Below are 23,862 nucleotides of genomic sequence, written 5' to 3'. Positions count from 1 at the left end.
TCATCCCGCAAGCGCCCACATGAATGTTCCTGATGCTTCATTCTTAAAGAGCGTTGACTCAAGGCAAGTGGCTTAACTGAACAACTTGCCGAATCAGGAAGCGAATTCTACAGCGTTTCGCTTCAGTGTCAAGGGTTATTTGCTTGACTTTTAATTCTTTTCTTGCAAGGCTCAACTGCTTCCTCACAACGAACACCTATTGTATAGAGCGCCCAATTTATTGCAAGTGTTTTTTACTTAAATGCACTACCAGACTTAACACCTAGCTTTTTAAAGACAATTACTGCTGGACAAAAACCAGTAAAACTAGCCTGCATCATGTTTACAGCGATAAAGGCAGTAAACCAAATAAAGTTTTCATTAACTTGCGTAGTCAATACTAAACTTACTAAAACCATCACACCAGCAAAAACCAATAGGGCGCGATCAATGTTCATCTGTTTCTCCACCATTAATTAAGGAAGTACTTAATTAGCACAATCTATCACTATATAAGTTTAGCTGCAAGTAAAGCTGGACTGCTTTTAATAGGCTAAACCATTAAAGTTGTCACTAATTGACAGCATAAGCCTATACGCCCTATTTTGTAATCAACCAACTAATCCCCCATCAACTGAGCACTTTTAGGAGTTAAACATGTTAACTACTATTTACTGGATTATTAATTTAGTCGTTATTTTTACTATTTTTTATCTGGTCGCAGTACGTTTTTCAATGCCAAAATCAGCATTTGTTGTAGCCGCTTTACTCGGTACGCTTAGTTACTCTTTCTACTACTTTTACCTAGAACAACTTTTAGTGAAGCGTTACGGTGGATCAATGATTGTCCAAATACCTGATGGCCAACATCACTTAGGTGTAACTTGGAAAGACGAGCATTTATGGATAGAAAGCTACAACCCTATTAAAAACGAATGCGTTTTCCGAGAGTACTCACGCGGTAGCGTATTGGAAGGGCAAGTAATATTACGCAATTGTAATCCTTTACTGTTGCAAGCTAACCCGATGGACATTAACAACGCCCCCAAAGTTACTGAGTAGCTTAACAAGCTAATCACTCGACTCAATTAATCAGATTTATTTTTCACAAAAGGTGCTAACCATTCTTGCCAAGGGTGGTTTAAATCACCAATCACCATAAACTCAGGGTTAAGTATGTCAGGTTTTTGGTTGTAAATAAGCGACCGAAAAGACCAATCCAACACTCGACCACCCGCACCTTCAACAACCGCCTGCGCTGCAGCAGTATCCCACTCACTGGTTGGACCTAAGCGCGGATAAAAATCAGCAACCCCTTCAGCAATTTTACAAAGTTTAAGTGAGCTACCTAAAGACATATGCTTAACTTCAGCACCCGCCAACTCAAGCGCTTCAATTAAAGGCTGTAACTTTTCTTGACCATGACGATGACTAGCAACGACATCCATTTTAGGCCAAGGTAAAGCACGGGTTTGTAATTTACGAGCTTCGCCTTCACGTGGTTGTAAAAAACTGCCGTAATAACGACTGCCATAATAAGTAACACCACTAACGGGCAAATGCACCATGCCAAATATAGTTTGCCCATGCTCTATAAGCGCAATATTAACGCTAAATTCACCATTACGCGCTAAAAACTCTTTTGTACCATCTAAGGGGTCAACCAACCAATAACGCGCCCATTGCCGCCTTGCTGACCAAGCCGTTTCAGCTTCTTCTTCAGTTAACACAGGTAATCGGGGCATTAATTGCGCTAAACCATTACAAATAACTCGGTTTGCTGCTAAATCTGCTGCTGTTACGGGTGAAGCATCTTGTTTTTCAGAAGCAGCCCAAAGCTCTGGACGAACATAGATTCGCATAATGGCTTCGCCAGCAGCATAGCAAATACGCCCTAACTCACGTGCTAGCTTATTTGGTTGTTCAAGCACCGTGGTGTTCCTGAAGTTGTTCGTGCTCATAAAGTAGTTTTTCTCGCGTTAAAAAAAGAGCAGCAATTGATCGCGCTTCGTGAAAATCATCGCTAGCCATTAGCTTGTGTAAATCATGCAAAGGATACAATAAAACTTCTAATGGCTCAGGCTCATCACCCTCTAACTTACAAAGATAAAGATCACGCGCAAGTACAACATCCATTTTATGCCCCATGTAATTAGGGGCTAAAGATAACTGTGTTAGCAATTCTAAATTATGAGCGCCATAACCCGTTTCTTCCATGAGTTCTCGGTTAGCGGCTGTTAACGCATCTTCACCTGCATCAATTAAACCTTTAGGTAAAGTGAGGACATAATCGTGAAAACCACCTGCATACTCACGAATTAAAACCAGTTCTTCACGCTCATTCAATGCCACTATCATTACTGCGCCATGCCCTTGACTAACCAACCGCTCATAAGTTCGTTGTACGCCATTAGTAAACTCAAGGTGCAGTTCTTCAACTTTAAACAGCCGACTTTGAGCCACTATTTTACGTTGTAAAATTTTAGGGCGATTAGGCATAACAAGCATACTCCTTAGAAATAACAAAAGTGACTCAGGTTCATGAAACCCTAACTTTCCGTTACAATAAATACTTACCTTTATTAGTGATGCTGATAGCCAACTTGTACAGCTCTTTATAAGCTAACAGAACTTACAACCTAATATTAAAATTAACAAGGGCTGCAAATGATTGACTGGAAAAGCATTAACACAGTTTTACTGGACATGGATGGTACACTGCTAGACCTACATTTTGATAGCCACTTTTGGCTAGAACACTTGCCACGCCGCTATGCAGAACTGCATAAATTAGAACGATCAACCGTTGAAGCAGATTTGATAGCTCAAATAATGTCTGAAAAAGGGCAACTTAATTGGTATAGCTTGGATTATTGGAGCGAACGTTTTAAGGTTGACATTCCAGCCCTTAAACGTGAAATTCAACATTTAATTGGTTTTCGTGTTGATGCTTTAGATTTTTTGCAATGGTTAAAACTCGCTCACCCACGAGTAATACTTGCTACTAATGCTGACCGTAAAAGTTTAGCATTAAAACTGCCTTTAACAGGACTAGACCAATACGTTGACCTTATTTTTAGTTCAAGCGATATCGGCATTCCAAAAGAAGATCAAGGCTACTGGCACGCATTAATGGACGTTGAGCCTTTTGATCCTAAAACAACCTTATTAATAGACGACAACGAAAGTGTGCTGGCTTCTGCTAAACAGTTTGGTATTGCACAACTAATCACGATTAGCCAACCCGATAGCCAAAGCCCACAAAGACAAATGACAGAGTTCCCTGCTGTTAATCGTTTTGCTGAACTACAACCGGTCAATAAACCATGAGCAAAAAGACACTTGTAATTGAAGAACTTCGCCTTGATAAATGGTTATGGGCAGCGCGTTTTTTTAAGACCCGCAACCTAGCTAAAACAGCCATTGACAATGGTAAAGTTCATTACGATGGGCAAAGGCCTAAAGTCAGTCGAACCGTTGCAGTTGGTGCATTAATAGAAATAACGCAAGGTTGGGACATTAAAGAAGTCGTTATACTAGGTTTGTCAACACAACGTGGCCCAGCACCTGAAGCACAAAAGCTTTACCAAGAAACTGAACGTAGCCTTGCTAATAAAATAGCAGCAGCAGAAAAACGGCGATTATCAGGTGATACGGGCCTAGCACCAGCACAACGCCCCGATAAAAAATCACGTCGTCAAATACATCGCTTTAAGCGACAGGAAGATTAAAACCATGGCAAGCTCTACCAAAATTTCAAGCAAACACACTTTACCGGATCAAGTTCAGCGTTTTTTATTTGATAACACAGCCGTGCGTGGTGAACTCGTACAGCTGCATCAAAGTTACCAAGAAGTTTTAATCAGGCATAACTATCCACCTGCCATTGAAAAGTTATTGGGTGAGTTATTAGCAGCAGTGGCTTTGTTAACAGCAACGGTTAAGCTTGAAGGCACCTTGACCTTAGAAGCACGTGGTCAAGGTGAAGTAAGCTTATTAATGGCAGAATGCAATACGGGAGCGCAAGGTGGCGATCAATTGCGTGCCATTGCGCGTTACCAAGGTGAACCCACAGGGCAAACGCTAGCAGAATTGCTTAACGGTGGACAACTTGTTATTACCTTAGATCCTTACGAAGGTCAGCGTTATCAAGGCATCGTGGCACTTGACCAAGATACTTTAATGGCGTGTTTAGAAGGTTACTTTGCTAGTTCTGAACAACTACCAACCAAACTTTGGTTAGCAGCAGACAGTAAAAGCGCGGGTGGTTTATTACTACAAAAACTACCAGAAGACGCACGTAACAAAGATTCTGATGCTTGGATTAGACTTGGACATTTAGCGGCAACGCTTACCAATGAAGAACTGCTACACTTAGAACAAAATGAATTATTGCATCGCTTATTTCACGAAGAAACCTTGCGTACTTTTGAACCTCATACGCTTAAATTTGGCTGCACCTGTTCACGCGAACGCATTGCCAATGCCTTAGCCAGCCTAGGCGAAGAAGAGTTAAAAGAAGCCTTAAAAGATAAAGGTGAACTGGCAACTCAATGCCATTTTTGTAACACACACTATGTCTTTACAAAAGATGACTTGCCAGAATTATTGAATGAAAAAACCATTGAGACACAAACCAGCCCAAGATTGCATTGAAAACAATAATTGAAAAAAATAAAGGGTATGTGTTGTAGTCACTACTGATTATTTTTTAAGCAACTCAAGAATAACGGTAGTTTATAATCGTTAAGCTTTTGATAAAACTAGAGTTTTTACCATGTAATGGTGCTACAACGCCATTTAGTCATTTTTAAATAAAAACTGACACTACGCCTTGAAGTTTTTTTTGTCATAATACTAATACTTTTAAGGCGTAAAAAAATCCTATTACCACTAATAATGAAAACATTAACGAGAACGCTGTGAAAACTTATACTAATCTAAGCAATGCCCAGTTAATCGAATTGGCAATTCAACGCGGTGAAGGCACTCTTGCAGACAACGGTGCGCTTGTTGTTAACACGGGCAAACGTACAGGGCGCTCACCACTCGATCGTTTTATTGTTGACGAACCAAGCACTTCAGCAGACATCGAATGGGGTTCAACTAACCGTCCTTTTAATGCTGATAAGTTTGATGCACTTTGGGATAGAGTTAACGACTATTTAACTGAACAAGGTCGTTTTGTATCAGAGTTACACGTTGGTTCTGATCCAAAACACTACTTACCCGTGCGTGTTAATACTGAAACTGCTTGGCATAACCTGTTTGGTCGTACGCTGTTTATTCGTCCTAATACCTATAACCAAGATTCTAAAGATGAGTGGGAAGTTCTTAACGCCGCTAATTTTGTTTGTGATCCATCGCGTGATGGTACTAACTCTGATGGCTGCGTTATTCTTAACTTTGCTAAGCGTCGCGTTATTTTGGCAGGTATGAAGTACGCTGGCGAAATGAAAAAAGCCATGTTCTCCGCGCAAAACTTCTTATTACCTGCTGCTGATGTCTTGCCAATGCACTGCTCAGCCAACGTGGGTGAAGACGGCGAAACAACATTGTTCTTTGGTCTTTCTGGCACAGGCAAAACCACCCTTTCTGCTGATCCATCACGCTACCTTATTGGTGATGATGAACATGGCTGGGGTGTTGGTACCGTATTTAATATTGAAGGCGGCTGCTACGCTAAGTGCATCGACCTATCACAAAAGAATGAGCCCATTATTTGGGATGCCATACGCTTTGGTTCAGTGCTAGAAAACGTCGTACTCGATGACCGCCGTTGCCCTAATTATGCTGATGATAGCTTAACGCAAAACTCACGCGCAGCTTACCCTTTAGAACACGTTGAAAAGCGTGTCGCTAAAAACCTTGCAGGTGAGCCTAACGCAATTATTTTCTTAACCTGTGACATGAGCGGTGTATTACCCCCCGTTTCTATTTTATCTAAAGAAGCAGCGGCTTATCACTTTTTGTCAGGTTACACCGCTAAAGTAGGCTCTACAGAAATGGGTTCTACTTCAGGTTTAGAAGCAACTTTCTCAACTTGTTTTGGTGCGCCTTTCTTCCCACGTCCAGCGCGTGTTTACGCGGACTTATTAATTAAACGCATTGAAAGTTTTAATTCACGCGTTTACCTAGTAAATACCGGTTGGACGGGTGGTGCTTACGGTGAAGGCGGTAATCGCTTTAGCATTCCAACCACTCGCGCCATTGTTAATGCTGTGCAGCACGGTACTTTGGTCGATGCAGAAACACAAATGCTACCCACGCTAAACCTAGAAGTGCCTGTGTATGTTCCCGGTGTTGATAGCAGCTTGTTAAACCCACGCGAAACTTGGGCAGATAAAGATGCCTATGACCGTCAAGCCAAAGAATTAGCAGGGATGTTTGTTGAAAACTTCCGTAAATTCTCAGGTGTTGATGAAGCCATTATTGCAGCAGGTCCTAAGTTAAAATAGTCGTTGTTTAACTTATTACCAACTTAGTCTAAAGCACAAAACCCCACTTTTTAAAGTGGGGTTTTTTTATAGCTATCAAACTAAAACGGTACAATAAGGCAATTTAAACTTTACGTTATACACCTAATATAAAAAAAACTTATCTACTTAAGAACTAACTTAACTATCGTTTTACGGATGCTGCGATAAGCGCTATAGTCCGTTTAGCACTAAAAAAAACTAAATAATGATGATGAGGATGTAACCTATGTCACAAATCAGCCGTCGTGCGCTTCTAAAAAAAGGGCTTTTTGGTTTGGCTGCGTTACCTTTAGGTATGGGCGTTTTAACGTCTCAATCTTTTGCAGCTGGCCTACCCGCTTTAAGTGAAGATGCACCGCAAGCTAAAGCACTTAAATATGTAACTGATGCTACTAAAGCTGCTGGTAATGCTAAGTATCAAGCAGGTCAAGAGTGCGATAACTGCATGTTCTGGAAGCCTGCTAATAATGGTTGTGCATTGTTCCCACAGAACACTGTTGAAGCAAAAGGCTGGTGTCAGTCTTATGTTAAAAAGCCAGGTTAATCAAATTGGCTTTTCTGTTTTAAACGCTAAAAAATCCCAGCATTTAAGCTGGGATTTTTATGTGGAAAATAAAGTAATCAATTAGGTTTCAAAATGATCCAACTGTTGGTTAAGCTGGTTAATTTCGCTTTCTATTAACTGACTTGTACTGACTACCGTTTTAGCAGCTTGGCTGTTTTCATCAGCAATCAGCGCAATGTGTACCAAGCGCTGGTCGATGTCTTGTGCCACCTGATGCTGCTGTTCTGCTGCTGCAGCTATTTGTGTATTCATAGCACTAATCATATCAACAGCTGCAACTATAGACTCTAAAGCAATGGTTGCTTCATCAACTTGCTTAACATTACTAGCAGCAGCTTCTGAATAACCAACCATAACACGGGACGCCTTATCCGCTTCTGTTTGTAAATTAGCAATAATACTTTCTATCTCACCAATCGAATCACGCGTGCGACTTGCTAAATTACGAACTTCATCGGCAACAACAGCAAAACCACGACCGGCTTCACCCGCTCTAGCAGCTTCTATCGCCGCATTTAATGCCAACAAGTTAGTTTGCTCGGCTATCGCAGTAATAACATCTAACACCTTGCCCGCTGAATTAGTCTCTTCACGCAGAGTTTGTAAGTCTTTAGCACCCATTTTTAAGCTAGCCGATAAACTGTTTAACTGAACCGCTGTTTGCATGACTAATTTTTGTCCAGCTTTGGCTCTATCATCTGCAGCATCCGCAGCATTAGCAGCATTAGCAGCATGGTTAGCTACTTCAGCAACAGTTGCTGTCATTTCATTCATGGCTGTTGCCACTTGATCTAAGTCTTGGTGCTGTTGATAAACACCTTTGCCCGTTGCTTGTGCTGCTGCAACAACCTGCTTAACATGACGACTGGTAGCTTGACCAGTTTGTTTAGTTTGTGCCATTAAGCGCAGAACTTCTTCTTGCATACGGTTGTAAGCCGTAAACATTTGCCCAATTTCATCTTCTTTATATTTAATCTTTAAACGCGTCGTAAAATCACCCTCACCCACACGGCGCATACCAATTAATAGCACTTGGATATTATTCATTAGCTGCGCCATACCAAAAATACGCCCCAGCACTACCAAAAGCAAAATACTAATCACGCTACCAAAAGCTAACCAAACCTGTATTTTTTGGCTCACCTCAGCTTTACGGGTCATCATCACGACAGCAGCATTCATTTCTTTTAGTAAAGTAAGTGATTGATCTTGAAGTTGTTGAATGTTTTGCTGATTCTGTTGCACCAACACTTGTTCTAATTTAACTTTCATTTGTTGCCATAATTGATCCACTTTTTGCATCTGCTGTTGAATAAGCAGATCATTAAAAGCGGTGATATTTTTCTCTTGATTACCAACCAATAAATTTTGATGAGCACTTTCAAAACTGCTTATCGTTGCATCTAACTCCACTCGCGCTGCAGCACCTTGCATAATCAGTAAAGCTTCTTTAGTCATTTTTTGACTTAACATCCGCTGTGCCCCTGCCACATTAATAGTTTCAGGTGAAACGGACATACTCATATAAAGTGAAATAGAAGCGATCATTGCCAATATAAACATCAAAGCATAAGAAAAAATAAATTGTCGATCTAGCGTTTTTAAGCCCAAAGCCCTTAAAATTATCGTTAAAACTCTAGCAATAAGGTCATTCATAAAAAAATCCCCATGTAACTAATGCGCTCTTATCGAGTCGATTGATAAATATATCACTTATGAATTTTTTAAACGAAACCATTGCAGCGTGTTAGGCTAGTTGCTTTATTTTTAGAGGATAAAAGAATGGATTTTTTAGTCGATGAAGCAGGTAATTTACTGCCCAGTATTTGGGTGGCTATCAACACAATTTGGCCAGCACTAGTAATGCTGGTGGTCGGCTGGGTTGTTATTGGCTGGGTACGCCAGCTCGTTGTAAAAATTTTAACGCGCAAAATGGATGATGCATCCGCCTTTTTTTTAGGGCAGATTACTAGGGCATTACTGTTAATTATCCTATTTATTTCTGTACTTAGTGAGCTAGGCATTAATACAACATCACTATTAGCAGCCTTAGGTGCCGCAAGTTTAGCCATAGGTTTAGCACTTAAAGATTCACTAAAAAACCTTGCTTCAGGCTTTTTATTGGTTGCACTAAAGCCGTTTAAAAAAGGTGATTACATTGAAGTAGCAGGAACCGGTGGCAGTGTTGATCGGCTTACGCTGTCTCATACTTATTTGAAAACACCTGATAATAAAACAATAATGATTCCTAACTCTTCACTGATTCACAACAACCTAACCAACTACTCAACGGAATCTAAACGCCGTTTAGATTTGTTTGTAGGCGTAAGCTACGACGATGATGTGCGCGAAGTAAAAAATTTACTCTTAAAATTAGCCAATGAAGATGCGCGCTGCTTGCAAGACCCAGCACCTTTAGTGGGCATTCTTAACTTTGGTGATAGCTCGGTCGATTTCACCTTGCGTATGTGGGTTAACTCCAGCGATTTTTGGGCATTAAAGTGGCATTTAATGGAACAAATAAAAATCACTTTTGATGAACAAAAAATAACTATTCCTTACCCACAAAGAGTTATTCATCAAGCAGAATAATTATCAATTAATTTTTTGCTAAAGGTCAATGATTGCCATGAGTGTAAGAAGGCTTACGTTCATGGCTTTTTTTATACGCTGAATAGTTGCTAAAAATCAATCGGTTGAGGATCACCCAAAACACGGGGTTTGCGTTGCCAAATGTATAAATCACCTAAAGTTTTTAATCGTGCTGCCATTTCTCTAAACCAAACATTGCGCATTGCTGCCCATTCAGGCCCTTGAGCAATGCAACCTTCTGCTTGCAAACCCAAATGATCGGCAATAAATAAAGCCCTTGGTAAATGATAACCTTGTGTAATCAGCAGCAGTTGATTTAATCTATATACTTCTTGACTACGCTTTAAGCTGTCAAAAGTACTCACGCCTGCAGCATCTAAAGTCATCGCTTCTAAAGGTACACCACGTTCTAATAAGTCCTGCTGCATCTTGGCAGGTTCATTATAATATTGACTGCGATTATCACCAGATAAAAGTAAGTGTTGAACGTAGTCTTGTTGATACAGTAAAGCCGCTAGATCAATGCGTCCATAGTAGTGTGGGTTGGGTCGACCGGAACGTAAAAACTGGCTAGTACCAAATACAAGGGCAACCTTATAGTCACGACTACAACCATTTTCTAGCGCAACAATTCTTTTTGAAGTCATACTCACAAACCAAAGATTATTAAAAAAGAGCAATAATAAACCCAATATTATTAAAGCAAAAAATCGCAAAATCCAGCGGATGAGTCGGTGATACTTATTTGGCATTTTCACTCCCAACTCTATTTTTATACTGTATTCTAGCCAGCTAGCAACACAAGTAGTTTGTGTTTTTACTTAGAGAGTTAAACATGAGATTTAAGGTTGTTTCTTTATTGTTAACCGGCTTTTTAGCAAGTTTTAATTTACAGGCTCAATTAAGCGTTGGCATAGGGATTACACACGCTCAAAGCCCATACTCTAGTGTTTCATCTAATCCAAACTTTCTACCGGCTTACATTAGTTATGAAGGTAAAAGAGGCTATTTTAGAGGTATTGAAGGCGGTTTACACCTGTGGAGTCAAGGCGAAAAGGGTAAGCGGTTCACTATTTCTGCTTTAGGTGCGCTGCGTATGGAAGGCTATAAAGCTTCAGATTCCTACTATTTACAAGGCATGAAAAAACGTAAATGGTCACTAGATGCAGGGTTAGGCACTGCTTTATCCTTGGGTTATAACCGCTTTAGCGCCCGCGTCATTACCGACACGTTAGGGCGACATAAAGGCTATTCAGCGGGTGTGGGCTATGCGCGTATTATCCCTGTCACCCAAAAATTCATGCTAATACCTTCAGCTCATGCCACTTGGCAAAGCAACCATTTATTAGATTACTACTTTGGTGTTACCAATGACGAAACGAATACCGTCATTGGGCGCAACGCTTACAAGGTGAATGGTGATGTGCAACTTCGAACCAGTCTACTTGCCAACTATAGCTTTACATCCAACACCTCTTTGATGTTGATTGCTACGCTTCGCAGGCTGCCTAATAATGTAACCGACAGCCCGCTGGTGGACAGAAACTACGTAGGTGCGGTATTTGGCGCAATCACCTTTAGTTTTTAACTTTTAGCGTTGCTAAGGCTTCACCTAGCTTAACTTTGGTACCGTTTTGTAGATAATCATTCCACACGACAGCATCAGGTCCAAACACTAAAATAGCGGTAGAACCCAACTTAAAGCGTCCCATTTCTTGACCTTTTTCTAGCACAACAGGCTGTGGATCATTAAAATCTTTCAAAGTTACTTGGCGTGCAGGTGGTGCAACTTGACCATCCCACACCGTTTCGATGCCCGCGACTATCATGGCACCCACTAAAATTAGCGCCATAGGACCAGCAGGCGTTTCAAAAAAGCACACTAAACGTTCGTTACGGGCAAATAAATCTGGCACATTATCAGCCGTGGCTTGGTTAACTGAAAATAGCTTTCCTGGTACATAAATCGTTTCTAATAAGCGACCCTGCAACGGCATATGAACACGGTGATAATCACTGGGTGATAAATAGATAGTCGCAAAACTGCCGCCCATAAAAGGTTGTGCTTTTTCTAAATTGCCACCCAGTAAACGCGTTAAACTGTAGTTAATACCTTTAGCTTGTAGCAATTGACCATGCTGTAACAAGCCTAACTCACTAATAGCACCATCAGCAGGGCTAACTAACTGAGTAGGATCTGCTAGTATTTCACGCGCATCAGGTTTTAGTTCACGGGTAAAAAAGTCGTTAAAATTTGCATAAGCTGTGGGTTCTTCTTGTAAAGCTTCGCTCATATCAACATTAAAATGCTTAATAAACAGTTTAATTAGCTGATTTTTAACCCAAGCAATACGGCATTCCGCTAAACGACCGGTTAAGCGAGAAAGTAAATGTTGCGGTATCACATACTGCAGCAAGGAAAAAAGTTTGGATTTATTCACAAAGAACACCCTGTTATGTAATAGATTCCAGCATTGTAGCGGATCAGCCCTGCAAAAAGGTAAACTTACCCAAAGATCGAGCAAGGATATTTGAGATTATGTCACGCCCCAGCACCCTAGCCAGTTGGTATGCATTGCAACAAGAAGCTAAACAAACAGGCAATCGCCATTTACGCGACATGAGTAATGACAAACGCCGCTATACTCAATTAAGCCGCTCTTTTGATGGTTTATTGCTAGACTTTTCTAAACAGCGCATAGAACCCTTAACGCTGCAATTGCTGCTGCAGCTTGCCGAAGAATGCCAATTAACATCTAAAATCAATGACCTTTTAGGTGGTAAACCCATTAATAACAGTGAGCTTAGACCGGCGCTGCACACAGCCTTGCGCTTACCTGCCAAAGCTAAGCTTTTTGTAGAGGATGAAGATGTTAACCTTGCCGTGCAAGCCAGTTTAGAAAAAATGCAGCGTTTAGTTACCAAACTTCAAGCAGGGCAATGGCGAGGCATTACTGGCCTGCCCATTACGGATGTCGTTAACTTAGGGGTGGGTGGATCTGACTTAGGACCGCTAATGGTTTGCCATGCCTTGGCAGAATTCCGCCCTAAAAACATGGCTACTTTAAATATCCATTTTGCCTCAACCATTGATGGTTCACAGTTAGCCGAGCGCTTAAAGCAACTAAACCCTGCCACTACTTTGTTTATTTTTTCGTCTAAGTCATTTAGCACTATCGACACGCTGACCAACGCCAATACAGCGCGGCATTGGTTAACCGACAAGCTTGGCAAAGAAGCTTTAATTATTAAACAGCATTTTATTGGTGTGTCTGCTGCCACAGAAAAAATGACGCAATGGGGCATTGCTGAAGAACATCAACTGACTTTTTGGGATTGGGTTGGTGGACGTTATTCACTTTGGTCAACCATTGGCTTACCCATTGCCCTACAAATCGGTATGGATAATTTTCGGGAGTTATTAGCAGGCGCTCATGCTTTAGATAAACACTTTGCCAATAGTCCGCTAGTCAATAATTTACCTGTTTTACTGGCGCTAACAGGTATTTGGAATATTAATTTTTTAAACGTTCAGGCTCAAGCCATCTTACCTTACGATGGTCGCTTAAAATATTTCCCTGATTACCTAACACAATTAGAAATGGAATCTAACGGTAAAAGCACGACCCGTGAAGGTGAGCCGGTTGATTACGCCACCTGTCCAGTGCTGTGGGGTGAATTAGGCCCTAATGCCCAACACGCTTTTTATCAACTGCTGCACCAAGGCACAGAAGCAGTTAATTGCGACTTTATTGCACCCGTCCACCGCTACGATGAAATAAAAGACAACGAAACGCGCCGCCAATTTCAAGACCAGCACCGTCTATCGCTGGCTAACTGTTTTGCTCAATCACGTCTGTTAATGTTAGGCGATGCAGCAGTGCCTAAACTTGATGCTAGCGAACCCATGCCCCATATGCACTACCGTGGAAACCAACCGTCTACCACTTTGCTAATGAATGAATTAACGCCCTATAGCTTAGGTCAGTTAATTGCACTTTATGAACATAAAGTTTTTGTACAAGCCGCCATTTGGAACATTAATCCTTTTGACCAATGGGGTGTTGAACTGGGTAAAACCATTGCTATCGCTACCAAGCAAGCCTTATTAACAAATGACACACAAGCCATAGCTTTGGCGTTTGACCCTTCCACCAGCGGCTTATTAAACCATTGCCTAACGGTACAAAAAAAACTCTAGAGAAATAAATGCGTTATGGATCTTCTAAATGCTTTTTCACCCTTAACTTTATTTTTTATGGTGCTAATAGCCGTCATGACGATTTATTTTCATGGACCGGTTTACTCACTACGCACCGTAAATACTGCACCCTCCATTCTGACTAGCATTGGTATTTTTGGTACGTTTTTGGGCATTGCATTAGGCTTAATGAATTTTGATTCTGCGGATGTTGAAGGCAGCGTGCCACAGCTTATTGAAGGTTTAAAAACTGCCTTTTGGTCGTCCATTGTTGGTTTACTTGGCGCGATGACTATAAAAATGCGCCACATTCTTAATCATGTGCGCGGTATTGATAGTAGTGTGCAAGTCACTGGCGCAACAATGGATGATCTAGCCACACTTTTGGGTGACATTCGGCTGCTGCTAAACAATTCTGGACTAACCAAAATTGATGAATACCTAAAAAGCACGGATCAGCGCTTAGAAACCAACCTAAAAACGTTTGCTAAAGGCATAGGTGATTATCAGCAGCAGATGGCCGATGCTAATTCCAAAGCCTTAACGACTGCACTACAAAGCTTATTAGTTGACTTTAATCAGCAAATTGGCACGCAATACGGTGAAAATTTTAAACAACTCAACCAAGCCGTTGGACAAATGCTGCAATGGCAAGATAACTATAAAACCGAATTAGAATCACTGCTAAGCGAACAAAGAGCCAACGGCAAGCTATTAGACAAGGCAACCGAAGCCTATAAAACGATGGTCGAACACACCCAAGCTTTTAACCAAGTAGCAGAAACGCTGGGTAGTGTGATGAGTGGGTTGCAACAACAGTCCGAATCCTTGGGCAAATACCTCGACTCTTTAGCCAACCTAGTCAACAAAGCTGGGGGTGGCTTGCCCAAACTAGAAGACCGTATTCATACTTTAACCGATGGTTTAGCTGGTCAACTAGAACGCCAACATACCCAAATGCAGCGACTGATTGATGGCTCGGCTAAACGCGTTGCAGATAGCGTAGAAACCTTAAATGAAGTGCTAGGTTCGCGCCTAGACGAACAACTGGCACGTCAACAAAAAGTAACTGAACGCACTTTAGATAAAACTGAACAACAGCTAATACGCCTTGATGCTGCGCTAGAACATGAACTCACTCACTCACTGCAAACTTTTGGTAGTCAATTAGCAGCACTGTCAGAAAAATTTGTAAGTGACTATACACCGCTCACTGATAAGCTGCGTGACTTGGTTAAAATTGCTGAACAAGTTGATAGAAGTGGTCTGGATAGAAAGAATCTTGATAAAACCAGCAAGACTGGGAGCGCTTAAACCGTATGATGCGTAATGACAACCAAGAGGTTTTAGCCGATGAAGAAGGTGCACACTGGATTTCAGTCAGCGACCTAATGGCAGCATTAATGATGGTTTTTTTGCTGGTATCCGTAGTGTTTATGGTTATTGTACAAAAAGAAAGTGAACGAATGCGTGAGGTAGCAGAAATTTACCTTGACCTACGCCAAGCGCTTTATCAGGATTTACTGGATGAATTCGAGCAAGACTTGCCACGCTGGGGCGCACAACTAACGCCTGACCTCGTCATTAGCTTTCAAGACAGTGGGGTGCTGTTTGAGTTAGGTTCTTCTAAGCTACGTCCTGCGTTTGAAACCATTTTAAGTGACTTCTTTCCGCGCTATGTAAAAGTCATCACTTCAGCAGATTACCGAGAAGATATCGAAGAAGTACGCATCGAAGGGCATACTTCACGCGATTGGACCAACGCCCGTACCGACAACGAAGCTTATATTAACAATATGCGCCTTTCACAAGAACGTACCCGTTCTAGTTTAGAATATGTGATTAACCTGCCTAAAGTCATCAACGAGCAAGCATGGCTAAAGAAAAATTTAACCGCGAATGGCTTATCCTCTTCACAACCTATCTTTAATAGCGATGGTAGTGAAAATAACGAACTGGCACGGCGCGTAGAATTCCGAGTGCGTACCGATGCCGATTCACGCATTCGCACTATTTTAGAAAAGCAGCGCCGCCCCATTAACCTAGAATTAAACCCTTAAAATGAAGCTGCCAGACTTTACTGAATTTGAACCTTTTAAAGCTTTGCGCTTAACTATGGGCGCACGCAAAGCAGGGCATTTTGAATTATTTAATCCAGAACGCCACCTGAATGGACGAGAGCGCTCTGAACTTGATTTACAAGGTAAGCAACTCCCGCTGCACCGTTTAAAACAATTTGCTGACACTACTTGGGGCTTAAAAAATACCCGTCTGGTGGTTTATCTAGCCGAAGCCAATCACTATCACCTAGCACAATGTCCTATTACCCAAAGCTGGGCTTATAACCAAAACGTTTGGGTCACGACTCGGCGCACGGGGCATTTGCCTTTGGGTGATAAATCCACTTCACACCAAGTGTGCGCTGAGTGTCTACAACTGCTAAGTTACAAAGGCTTTGACCTACAGAAAAACCGTAAAATTACTTACAGTAAAAACCTGATTAAAACCTTTTCACGCGAAGAGTTTTTTCGTATTTATACGCTGTACCCAGTGCAAGGTTTAGCAGAAAAGTTCACCTAAACGCTGGCTTTAATTAACAACAGGACAATATATGTTTAGTTTACAAAACCTCGACCCAGCAGATTATCGCCAGCGCACGCGTAAAAGTAGCTTAATTTTAATATTAATATTTGCCGCATTAGGCATGGGGCTAGCTAGCCTTTTGGTTATTATTTGGGGTACACCCAATGGCAATCATTTTCGTTTAAACCTAACGGGGGTATTATTAGGCTTGGTTATTACACTGCTGCTGGTTAAACAAGTATTCAGCAAACAACCTTTTATGAAAGAAGCCATTTACGGTTGGCATTTAAAACGCAACCTAATGCGTGTCACTAACAAAATGCACCGTATTAAAGACTTAGCCGCAGTAAACCAGCCCGAAGCATTAAAACTACTACGTTTTTACCACTTAGCTTTAGAGCAAATGCACCGCTTAGAAGGCGATGACACAGCCTTGCTAGAACTAAAAGTAGACAAGCTGGCAACTGAAGAAAAAATGCTTAGCCTAGGCATGACCATTGATTACAACTATTTAGATCCAGCTTGGCTAGAAACCCTAAAACAACCAGTAATTTAACAACAGCAATTAATGGCAGGTTGTTTTATCTATTTGCAATTTTTTCTGCTCCATCATAATCGCAGTAACGTATTCAGCACGGGTTGCTGCGCTAACCGGCTTATCGCTTTTTTTGCACCAACTAATTAAATCTTCAACATCAACCGTAATTTGTTTAATTAAAATATTGCGCGTGGCAAATACTTTAATCATTTCTAAGCTTTTAGCTTCCCATTCTTGCCAAGTGGTTTCAAGGCTGGCTTGGTCTTCAGCTACTTCCAATAAACGTAACCACTGGTCTTCTTTTATCCAACATAAGCCAGCAACTTGTGGTGTAACATCAAGTATTTTTTTGGTCATATCATTTCCATTAAAACAATTAACAATAAAAATTAGCGCTATTAACTTAGCTTTTCTGCATAAGCATCTAATAAAGTTTCTTGGACACTTACTTCTGCTTCACCTTCAGCAGGTGAATTAAGTAAATAGTTGCCTTCACTTTGCAATTCCCAACTTTGGCAATTATCTAATAAGTAAGTTTCTAAATCTTTACGCACCCGATTAGCCAAGCGTGAGTCAACTAAAGGAAAACAGGTTTCTACGCGATGAAAAAGATTGCGTTCCATAAAATCAGCACTGGCACAATACGTTTCTTCTTTACCGTCATTATAAAAACTAAACACCCGTGTATGCTCTAAAAAACGGCCAATAATAGAACGTACTTTAATATTATCAGAAACTTCAGCAATACCCGGCTTTAAGCAACAGATGCCACGCACAATTAAGTCAATGGTGACACCCGCTTGGCTAGCACGGTACAGGGCTTTAATCAGCTTAGGTTCGGTAATCGAATTTAGCTTAATAACAATGCGTGCTTTTTTACCTGCTACTGCAAACTCTGCTTCACGGTCAATCATTTCTAACATTTTTTTATGCAACGTAAAAGGTGCGTGCAACAACTTACGCATATTTAAAACCTGTCCCATACCACACAGCTGCAAAAATACTTTATGTACATCTTCACAAATGTCTTTATTAGCAGTTAGCAAACCATAATCAGTATAAAGGCGTGCAGTTTTAGCATGGTAATTGCCGGTACCTAAGTGTGCATACGGACGTAATGTACCTTGTTCACGGCGCAGCAGGTGCATCATTTTGGCGTGTGTTTTATAAGCCACAACACCATAAATAACAATTGCTCCGGCTTCTTGTAAACGACTGGCTAAAATCAAATTATCAGCTTCATCAAAACGTGCTTGCAATTCAATAACAACAGTCACTTCTTTACCATTACGCGCTGCTTCCACTAAAGCATTAACGATATTAGAATCTGCGCCGGTGCGATAAAGCGTTTGTTTAATGGCAACCACATCAGGATCATTGGCAGCTTCGCGTAGCAAGTCTTCAACAGGCGAAAAACTTTCAAAAGGATGGTGCAACAACAAATCGCCTTGACGTATGGTGTTAAAAATAGAGCCTGCTTCTTTGCGTAATAACTTAGGTAAACCGGGTGTAAAAGGCTTGTAATGCAAATCAGGGCGATTAATTTGCCCCATAACAGCCATCAAACGATTGAGGTTAACAGGGCCGTTCACGCGATACAGCTCATCTTCAGTCAAAGAAAACTGTTTAAGCAAAAAGTGAGCTAAATCTTCTGGGCAATTATCAGCAACCTCTACTCGCACGGCATCGCCGTAACCCCTAGACAATAACTCGCCGCGTAAAGCACTAGCCAGATCAGAAATTTCTTCTGAATTCACAGCTAAATCAGCATTACGTGTAATCCTAAACTGATAACAACCTTTAACTTTCATGCCTGGAAAAAGTGATTTAGCATGAGCGTGGATCATCGAGGACAAGAAAACAAAATTATCACCACCGTCACACAGCTCATCGGGCAAACGCAGCAGGCGCGATAAAGACCGTGGCGCAGGTAAAATAGCTAAGCCGCCTTCTCGACCAAAAGCATCTTTACCTTCTAAAGAAACAATAAAGTTTAAACTTTTATTAACTAAGCGTGGGAAAGGATGAGAAGGGTCTAATCCTATCGGGCTAATAACAGGTAAAATTTCATTATTAAAAAATTCTTCCACCCAAACCGCTTGCGCTTTAGTCCATTGTTCTCGGCGAATAAAGCGTATTTTTTCAGCTTCCATAGCCGGAATAAGCACTTCATTTAGTACCGCGTATTGGCGTTCAATTTGCTCATGACACAAGCGTGAAACTTCTTTTAATACTTCAGTGGGGCGCATACCATCAGCCGCTGATTTTTCTCTATCCAAAGCCACTTGACGACGCAAGCTAGCAACACGAATTTCAAAAAACTCATCCAGATTGCTTGAAAAGATCAGCAAAAAAAACAACCGATTTAATAGTGGGTGACTTGCATCTAAAGACTGTTCTAATACCCGAATATTAAATTGGAGGTGAGAAAGTTCACGATTAAAGTACAAATCAGGTGCATCCAAATCGATACTGTCATCAGATTTACGCCGCCGCACGCCACTTTTATTTTGATTGGTTCGCAATGTAGCACGCGGTGCTCCCACTAAAGCCGTTGTTGCTGAGGGTGCAACTACCAAAACATCTTGAGTATTCATATTTGACTGCTTGACTGGTTCAACTTTAATCGCCATTATTTCCTACCTCCTTAAATTTACTGATTTAATAACTGTACAGCTCGCTTACCATAATAAGTTAAAATGCCATCTGCACCAGCGCGTTTCATGCACACCAAAGCTTCCATCATCACCGCTTCAGATAGCCAGCCTTTTTCAATTGCAGCCATGTGCATCGCGTACTCACCGCTGACTTGATACACCAAAGTTGGTACACCAAACTGAGTTTTTACACGGCGCACAATATCCAAATAAGGCATCCCCGGCTTAACCATCACCATATCAGCACCTTCAGCTAAATCTAGCGCAACTTCATGCATGGCTTCATCGCTATTTGCAGGATCCATTTGATAGCTAGCTTTATTAGCTTTACCCAAATTAGCAGAAGAACCCACCGCATCACGAAAAGGGCCATAGTAAGCAGAAGCATATTTAGCGGCATAAGATAAAATGCGCGTATTAATTAAGCTTTCTTGCTCTAATACCTGACGCAAAGCACTAATACGTCCGTCCATCATATCTGAAGGTGCTAATATATCGGCACCCGCTTCAGCATGAGACAACCCCTGCTTCACCAATGTCTCTACTGTGCGATCATTTAATACATAACCTTGCGTATTTATAATACCGTCTTGACCATGTGTAGTATAAGGATCAAGTGCTACATCAGTAATAATACCTAACTCAGGAACAGCATCTTTAACCGCTTTAATACTGCGCTGCACTAAGCCATTGGCATTGTAAGCTTCTTCAGCAAATTCACTTTTTCCTTCTTGCCCAACCACAGGAAACAAGGCGATGCCCGGAATACCTAAAGCCGCTAATTCACGCGCTTCTTTCACCAAAAGATCAATACTTAAACGATCAACACCTGGCATAGAAAGAATAGGATTACGTGCATTTGTACCTTCTTGCACAAAAATAGGCACTAAAAAATCATTAGGTGTTAATTCAGTCTCACGCATTAAACGGCGTGAAAAATCATCGGCACGCATACGGCGCATACGTGTAGCAGGAAATAAACGAGAAGTAGTTTGCACGTTTTAAGCCTCAAAAAAACAAAAAATAAAAAATAAACTTTAGCATCAGTATATCAGCCAAAAGTTACCTTGAGCGGCAAAAATTGGCTACTTGGCTTATAAACAACGGAATTTATGGAATGGTTTTAATATCAAGAAGGTATAAAGCAGGCATTTTAAGTGGCTAAGCAAAGTTTTAGCTTTAGCGTAAATAATAGCAAACAGCCCTACTAATCTGCAGGGCTGCTATTATCTGAGTAAGCATTCAATATCTGAACAAGCATTAAATTAAATCAGCAACACCTGACAAATCAGCATTATTCATACTGTTAACACGAATGGCTTGAATACCCCAAAGCGTTGCTGGGTTTATTTTCATTCGCTCACTCACATTGCAAGCAGTGCGAATAGCAAATTGATCCGACCCTGTATTACGTCGCCTAGGTGATAAAAATAAATCGCCATCGGTTTTTTTAATGCTAGCCACTAAAGGCGAACGCGGATCAGGCGTGCGTCCAATAACAACCGCAAGCTCACCGTTATTTAATCGGACATAAATACCTGGTGGATAAACGCCCAATTCATTCAAAAATAGCAACGTTAGCTTAGCGTCAAACTTACTGCCACGTTGAGTAAAAATATCACGCAATGAGTCTTTATGCTTTATTGGATTACGGTAAGGGCGATGTGTCACCATTGCAGTATATACGTCTGCTAAAGCCAAAATTCTAGCTTCGCGGCGAATCGCATTACCTTCAAGCTGCCGTGGATAACCCGTGCCATCAAGTTTCTCATGGTGCTGAGCAACCAGTTCTATCCATAATGCATCATCAATACCAGCGGCCTCAAGTTTTTGAGCACTCTGCAATGGATGACGGTTTATAACTTCACGTTGTTGATCGTTTAGTGGTGTTTTTTGTTGGTGCAAACGCTGCTGATAAGGATTCATAGCAATGTTGCCTGTTAAAGCGGCTGCTAAAACCGATAAGCGAACAGCTTGCTCAACCTGTAAACGCTCTAAAATCAATTCAGTTAATACCGCAATTTGCATCGGGTGATGTACATGATAAGGAAATTGATCGGCTAAATGCACCGCACCTAACAAAGCATCACTGTCATAACTCACCAACCCTTGAATGTGCGTTGATATATCGTAAACACGTTTTTTAATAACACTGCCATTGGGTGCTTCTGAGTCAATTAGCTTAAATACCTCTTCTAGCTTTAAACAAAGCTCATCAAATTCAGCAAAAGGGTTAACTTTGCGACGAAATTTAATAGGCTGAGGCAAAAGGCTTTCTGGATCAGGCAATATCTCCTCAGCAAATAAACCTACTCTAACAAGAATTTCTTTTTGCCTGTCCGAGCGCAAAATAGAACCCTTAGCCATCAATAGCTTACCAAACTCATCGTAAATCGACCAAGGAACTGGCTGATCTACTAAGAGGTGTTCAGGCGTTATTCTTGATAGTTCAAAATCACGCAAAAACATAGCTTATCCTTGCAGTCGGTCTGCAACCTAAAAAGGCTGATCAGCATAAATGGCTTTTAAATAATCGCCACCACACTGCAATTCTTCAAACCAAGCTAAAAATGCTTCAACTTGATCCCCCTGAAACATTGCACCATGTTGCGGTACAATCATTTTTACTTCTTTAGGTAAAGCTCTAATTCTAGCGACCCAATGCCTACACACCGCATTAGAGTGCATATAACGCTTATGGAAAGGTGCCATAAAAGCTTTATGCGCTTCAAAATCTTCAACAAATATCTCGCGCCCACCAGCAGGATAAATAGAAGCACCGATATCGCCGGTAAATAAAATACCCGAGCGCTCATCAAAAATACTAAAGTTGCCTTCGCTGTGCAAAAAGTGTGCAGGTAAGATAAGTAAATGATCGCCAGAAGGTAAGCGCAATTTAGCGCCTCTATCAGGAATAGGAACTACGCGTTCAGGTTCATCTAAACCAAAGTGCGACACAAAATGCAGCCACAAATTTGAAATCAGCAACTTAGCATCGGTTGCCTTCATCCAATAAGGTGCAGAAGAACAAACATCAGGATCTTGATGCGTTGCTATCATCGTATTGAGTTGACGAGGATGAATGTAGCGCGTTACTTGCTCTAAAACATGGTGGAACACATAAGTACCACCGGGGTCGAATAAATAACCCTGTCCACCATTAATAATTAAACATTGGTTGGTTTGCACAAAGGAATTAGACCCTTCGTCTTCTTCCCAACCAAACCATATAAATTGATGCTCGTCATCTTCATAAAGCAAACGATCATCATCTAGGTTTTTATTCATCTTGACAGGCTCCTATTGGTTTCTTCCTTATTTTTATTTTAACCACTCTAAAACAAATGCGTGCCTGTAAAACTGAGCCAGCTCAAAAGCCATAGAATTCATCCAGCAAATCAGTTCCACACTGTAAGTTTTCTAGCCAATCTAAAAATTTGGGAATGTGTTCTTTACCGATAATTGCGCCGTGCTGCGGTACGATCATTTCAATTGGGTATTGACGAATCATGGATACCCACTTACGCAAAGCAGCGTTATTACCCATGTAGCGCTTATGAAAGCCTTCAGTGTAAGTTAGGTGCTTTTCCCAGTCTTCTACCATTAAGTAACGCTCACCTTTAGGGAACACGGCAGCACCAATATCACCCGAAAAAAGAATTTTAGAGCGGCTATCATAAAAACTAAAATTTCCTTCACTGTGTAAAAAGTGAGCAGGCAACATAATGATTTCACCACCAGCAGGCAGCTTAATCATTTTACCCCGATCTTCAATGGCGATAAGACGACTGTTATCACTAAAACCAAAATGGGAAACAAAACGAACCCACAAACGCGACACCAAAAGACGCGCATTGGTTGCTTTTAGCCATAAAGTAACAGAGGAAAGTACATCAGGATCTTGGTGCGTAGCTATCAAATAACGAATTTGGTCTAAAGGTAAATACTTATTCACCTCAGCTGCAACCTCAGCAAAAATAAAAGCACCACCTGGATCAAATAAGTAGCCTTGATTTTGGTTAACAACCAGCACTTGGTTAGACTGTACCAAGCTTTCTTCTGTATCAGGATCTTCCCAACCAAACCAAACATACTGGTGATCATCATCTTCATATAAAACTTTACTACTTTCTACACTGCCTTCTACCATTTTCAACTCCATCTACTTTCTTTGGTATTCCATTTAGTTAATATATATCAAGATTCCTTAACTTAACAATTGATATAAAACAAAGAAACTACTCATAACCTTTAATTGTTGTTTAAAA

25 protein-coding genes are annotated in these 23,862 nt (G+C 41.0%); 13 read left to right on the top strand and 12 right to left on the bottom strand.

What is annotated here, in order from left to right; genetic code table 11:
• Positions 1-233: 233 nt before the first annotated feature.
• Positions 234-437: a DUF2892 domain-containing protein gene (locus tag VJY63_RS02395; protein WP_324048137.1), complete on the bottom strand. Its 204-nt coding sequence runs from the start codon at positions 435-437 to the stop codon at positions 234-236.
• A gap of 199 nt (positions 438-636) precedes the next feature.
• Here VJY63_RS02395 and VJY63_RS02390 point away from each other — a divergent pair, with 199 nt between their 5' ends.
• Positions 637-1,041: a hypothetical protein gene (locus tag VJY63_RS02390; protein ID WP_324048136.1), complete on the top strand. Its 405-nt coding sequence runs from the start codon at positions 637-639 to the stop codon at positions 1,039-1,041.
• Positions 1,042-1,067: 26 nt separating this feature from the next.
• On the opposite strand, the gene cysQ is transcribed toward VJY63_RS02390, so the two are convergent.
• Together cysQ and nudE are read right to left on the bottom strand one after the other, a co-directional pair.
• Positions 1,068-1,910, bottom strand: a complete 843-nt coding sequence (gene cysQ, locus VJY63_RS02385) for a 3'(2'),5'-bisphosphate nucleotidase CysQ (RefSeq protein WP_324048135.1) — start codon at positions 1,908-1,910, stop codon at positions 1,068-1,070.
• Entirely contained in the window at positions 1,903-2,478 is a 576-nt protein-coding gene (gene nudE / locus VJY63_RS02380) for an ADP compounds hydrolase NudE (protein WP_324048134.1), read from the bottom strand. Before nudE ends, cysQ begins: the two co-directional genes overlap by 8 nt.
• Before the next feature lie 168 nt (positions 2,479-2,646).
• Between nudE and yrfG the strand changes: the two genes are divergently transcribed.
• The 5 genes from yrfG (at position 2,647) to VJY63_RS02355 (ending at position 7,002) form a co-directional block, all read left to right on the top strand.
• Positions 2,647-3,309 carry a GMP/IMP nucleotidase gene (gene yrfG, locus VJY63_RS02375; protein ID WP_324048133.1) on the top strand — a complete coding sequence of 221 codons (663 nt, stop codon included), beginning with the start codon at positions 2,647-2,649 and terminating at the stop codon, positions 3,307-3,309.
• Complete coding sequence (locus VJY63_RS02370; RefSeq protein ID WP_324048132.1) at positions 3,306-3,710, top strand: RNA-binding S4 domain-containing protein; 405 nt, start codon at positions 3,306-3,308, stop codon at positions 3,708-3,710. Before yrfG ends, VJY63_RS02370 begins: the two co-directional genes overlap by 4 nt.
• Positions 3,711-3,714: 4 nt before the next feature.
• The gene (gene hslO / locus VJY63_RS02365) at positions 3,715-4,635 is read left to right on the top strand and encodes an Hsp33 family molecular chaperone HslO (RefSeq protein WP_324048131.1); all 921 of its coding nucleotides are present in this window, start codon (positions 3,715-3,717) and stop codon (positions 4,633-4,635) included.
• 251 nt (positions 4,636-4,886) lie between these two features.
• Positions 4,887-6,437, top strand: coding sequence for a phosphoenolpyruvate carboxykinase (locus tag VJY63_RS02360; RefSeq protein WP_324048139.1), 1,551 nt, complete (start codon positions 4,887-4,889; stop codon positions 6,435-6,437).
• A gap of 247 nt (positions 6,438-6,684) precedes the next feature.
• Complete coding sequence (locus tag VJY63_RS02355; protein ID WP_324048130.1) at positions 6,685-7,002, top strand: high-potential iron-sulfur protein; 318 nt, start codon at positions 6,685-6,687, stop codon at positions 7,000-7,002.
• Positions 7,003-7,083: 81 nt separating this feature from the next.
• Here the strand turns inward: VJY63_RS02355 and VJY63_RS02350 are convergent, their stop codons facing one another.
• Positions 7,084-8,679: a methyl-accepting chemotaxis protein gene (locus VJY63_RS02350; RefSeq protein WP_324048129.1), complete on the bottom strand. Its 1,596-nt coding sequence runs from the start codon at positions 8,677-8,679 to the stop codon at positions 7,084-7,086.
• 126 nt (positions 8,680-8,805) lie between these two features.
• Between VJY63_RS02350 and VJY63_RS02345 the strand changes: the two genes are divergently transcribed.
• Positions 8,806-9,615, top strand: coding sequence for a mechanosensitive ion channel family protein (locus tag VJY63_RS02345; protein ID WP_324048128.1), 810 nt, complete (start codon positions 8,806-8,808; stop codon positions 9,613-9,615).
• An 89-nt stretch (positions 9,616-9,704) separates the two neighbouring features.
• Here the strand turns inward: VJY63_RS02345 and VJY63_RS02340 are convergent, their stop codons facing one another.
• Entirely contained in the window at positions 9,705-10,262 is a 558-nt protein-coding gene (locus VJY63_RS02340) for a SanA/YdcF family protein (RefSeq protein ID WP_324048127.1), read from the bottom strand.
• Positions 10,263-10,450: 188 nt separating this feature from the next.
• Between VJY63_RS02340 and VJY63_RS02335 the strand changes: the two genes are divergently transcribed.
• The gene (locus VJY63_RS02335) at positions 10,451-11,203 is read left to right on the top strand and encodes a MipA/OmpV family protein (protein WP_324048126.1); all 753 of its coding nucleotides are present in this window, start codon (positions 10,451-10,453) and stop codon (positions 11,201-11,203) included.
• Here the strand turns inward: VJY63_RS02335 and asd are convergent.
• A complete protein-coding gene (gene asd / locus VJY63_RS02330) occupies positions 11,193-12,056 on the bottom strand; it encodes an archaetidylserine decarboxylase (RefSeq protein ID WP_324048125.1) in 864 nt (287 codons plus the stop codon). The two genes, VJY63_RS02335 and asd, sit on opposite strands and share 11 nt — an antisense overlap.
• A gap of 98 nt (positions 12,057-12,154) precedes the next feature.
• On the opposite strand from asd, the gene pgi reads away from it, so the two are divergent.
• From pgi to VJY63_RS02305, 5 genes are read left to right on the top strand one after another with little or no spacing between them, the layout of a single operon-like run.
• Positions 12,155-13,816 carry a glucose-6-phosphate isomerase gene (gene pgi / locus VJY63_RS02325; RefSeq protein ID WP_324048124.1) on the top strand — a complete coding sequence of 554 codons (1,662 nt, stop codon included), beginning with the start codon at positions 12,155-12,157 and terminating at the stop codon, positions 13,814-13,816.
• Between the two features lie 15 nt (positions 13,817-13,831).
• Positions 13,832-15,130, top strand: a complete 1,299-nt coding sequence (locus tag VJY63_RS02320) for a hypothetical protein (RefSeq protein WP_324048123.1) — start codon at positions 13,832-13,834, stop codon at positions 15,128-15,130.
• 5 nt (positions 15,131-15,135) lie between these two features.
• The gene (locus VJY63_RS02315) at positions 15,136-15,876 is read left to right on the top strand and encodes an OmpA/MotB family protein (protein ID WP_324048122.1); all 741 of its coding nucleotides are present in this window, start codon (positions 15,136-15,138) and stop codon (positions 15,874-15,876) included.
• Position 15,877: 1 nt separating this feature from the next.
• Positions 15,878-16,396, top strand: coding sequence for a hypothetical protein (locus VJY63_RS02310; protein WP_324048121.1), 519 nt, complete (start codon positions 15,878-15,880; stop codon positions 16,394-16,396).
• 31 nt (positions 16,397-16,427) lie between these two features.
• Positions 16,428-16,955 (top strand): DUF3087 family protein, encoded by a 528-nt coding sequence (locus VJY63_RS02305; RefSeq protein ID WP_324048120.1) that lies wholly within the window; start codon positions 16,428-16,430, stop codon positions 16,953-16,955.
• 9 nt (positions 16,956-16,964) lie between these two features.
• On the opposite strand, the gene VJY63_RS02300 is transcribed toward VJY63_RS02305, so the two are convergent.
• The 6 genes from VJY63_RS02300 to VJY63_RS02275 all read right to left on the bottom strand — a co-directional run bounded on the left by VJY63_RS02300 (position 16,965) and on the right by VJY63_RS02275 (position 23,756).
• Positions 16,965-17,294, bottom strand: a complete 330-nt coding sequence (locus VJY63_RS02300; protein ID WP_324048119.1) for a hypothetical protein — start codon at positions 17,292-17,294, stop codon at positions 16,965-16,967.
• A gap of 41 nt (positions 17,295-17,335) precedes the next feature.
• Complete coding sequence (ppk1, locus tag VJY63_RS02295; RefSeq protein WP_324048118.1) at positions 17,336-19,570, bottom strand: polyphosphate kinase 1; 2,235 nt, start codon at positions 19,568-19,570, stop codon at positions 17,336-17,338.
• Positions 19,571-19,590: 20 nt separating this feature from the next.
• Positions 19,591-20,592 (bottom strand): porphobilinogen synthase, encoded by a 1,002-nt coding sequence (gene hemB, locus VJY63_RS02290; protein ID WP_324048117.1) that lies wholly within the window; start codon positions 20,590-20,592, stop codon positions 19,591-19,593.
• A gap of 262 nt (positions 20,593-20,854) precedes the next feature.
• The gene (locus VJY63_RS02285) at positions 20,855-22,063 is read right to left on the bottom strand and encodes an HD-GYP domain-containing protein (RefSeq protein ID WP_324048116.1); all 1,209 of its coding nucleotides are present in this window, start codon (positions 22,061-22,063) and stop codon (positions 20,855-20,857) included.
• Between the two features lie 27 nt (positions 22,064-22,090).
• On the bottom strand, positions 22,091-22,882 hold the full coding sequence (locus VJY63_RS02280; RefSeq protein ID WP_324048115.1) for an MBL fold metallo-hydrolase: 792 nt from the start codon (positions 22,880-22,882) through the stop codon (positions 22,091-22,093).
• An 82-nt stretch (positions 22,883-22,964) separates the two neighbouring features.
• The gene (locus VJY63_RS02275; protein WP_324048114.1) at positions 22,965-23,756 is read right to left on the bottom strand and encodes an MBL fold metallo-hydrolase; all 792 of its coding nucleotides are present in this window, start codon (positions 23,754-23,756) and stop codon (positions 22,965-22,967) included.
• Between the last annotated feature and the right edge of the window lie 106 nt (positions 23,757-23,862).

It is taken from the genome of Marinospirillum sp. (assembly GCF_035271045.1).
GTDB lineage: Bacteria > Pseudomonadota > Gammaproteobacteria > Pseudomonadales > Halomonadaceae > Marinospirillum.
Note: the sequence above shows the minus strand (reverse complement) of the source record. Positions and strands in the feature narration are given on the sequence as shown.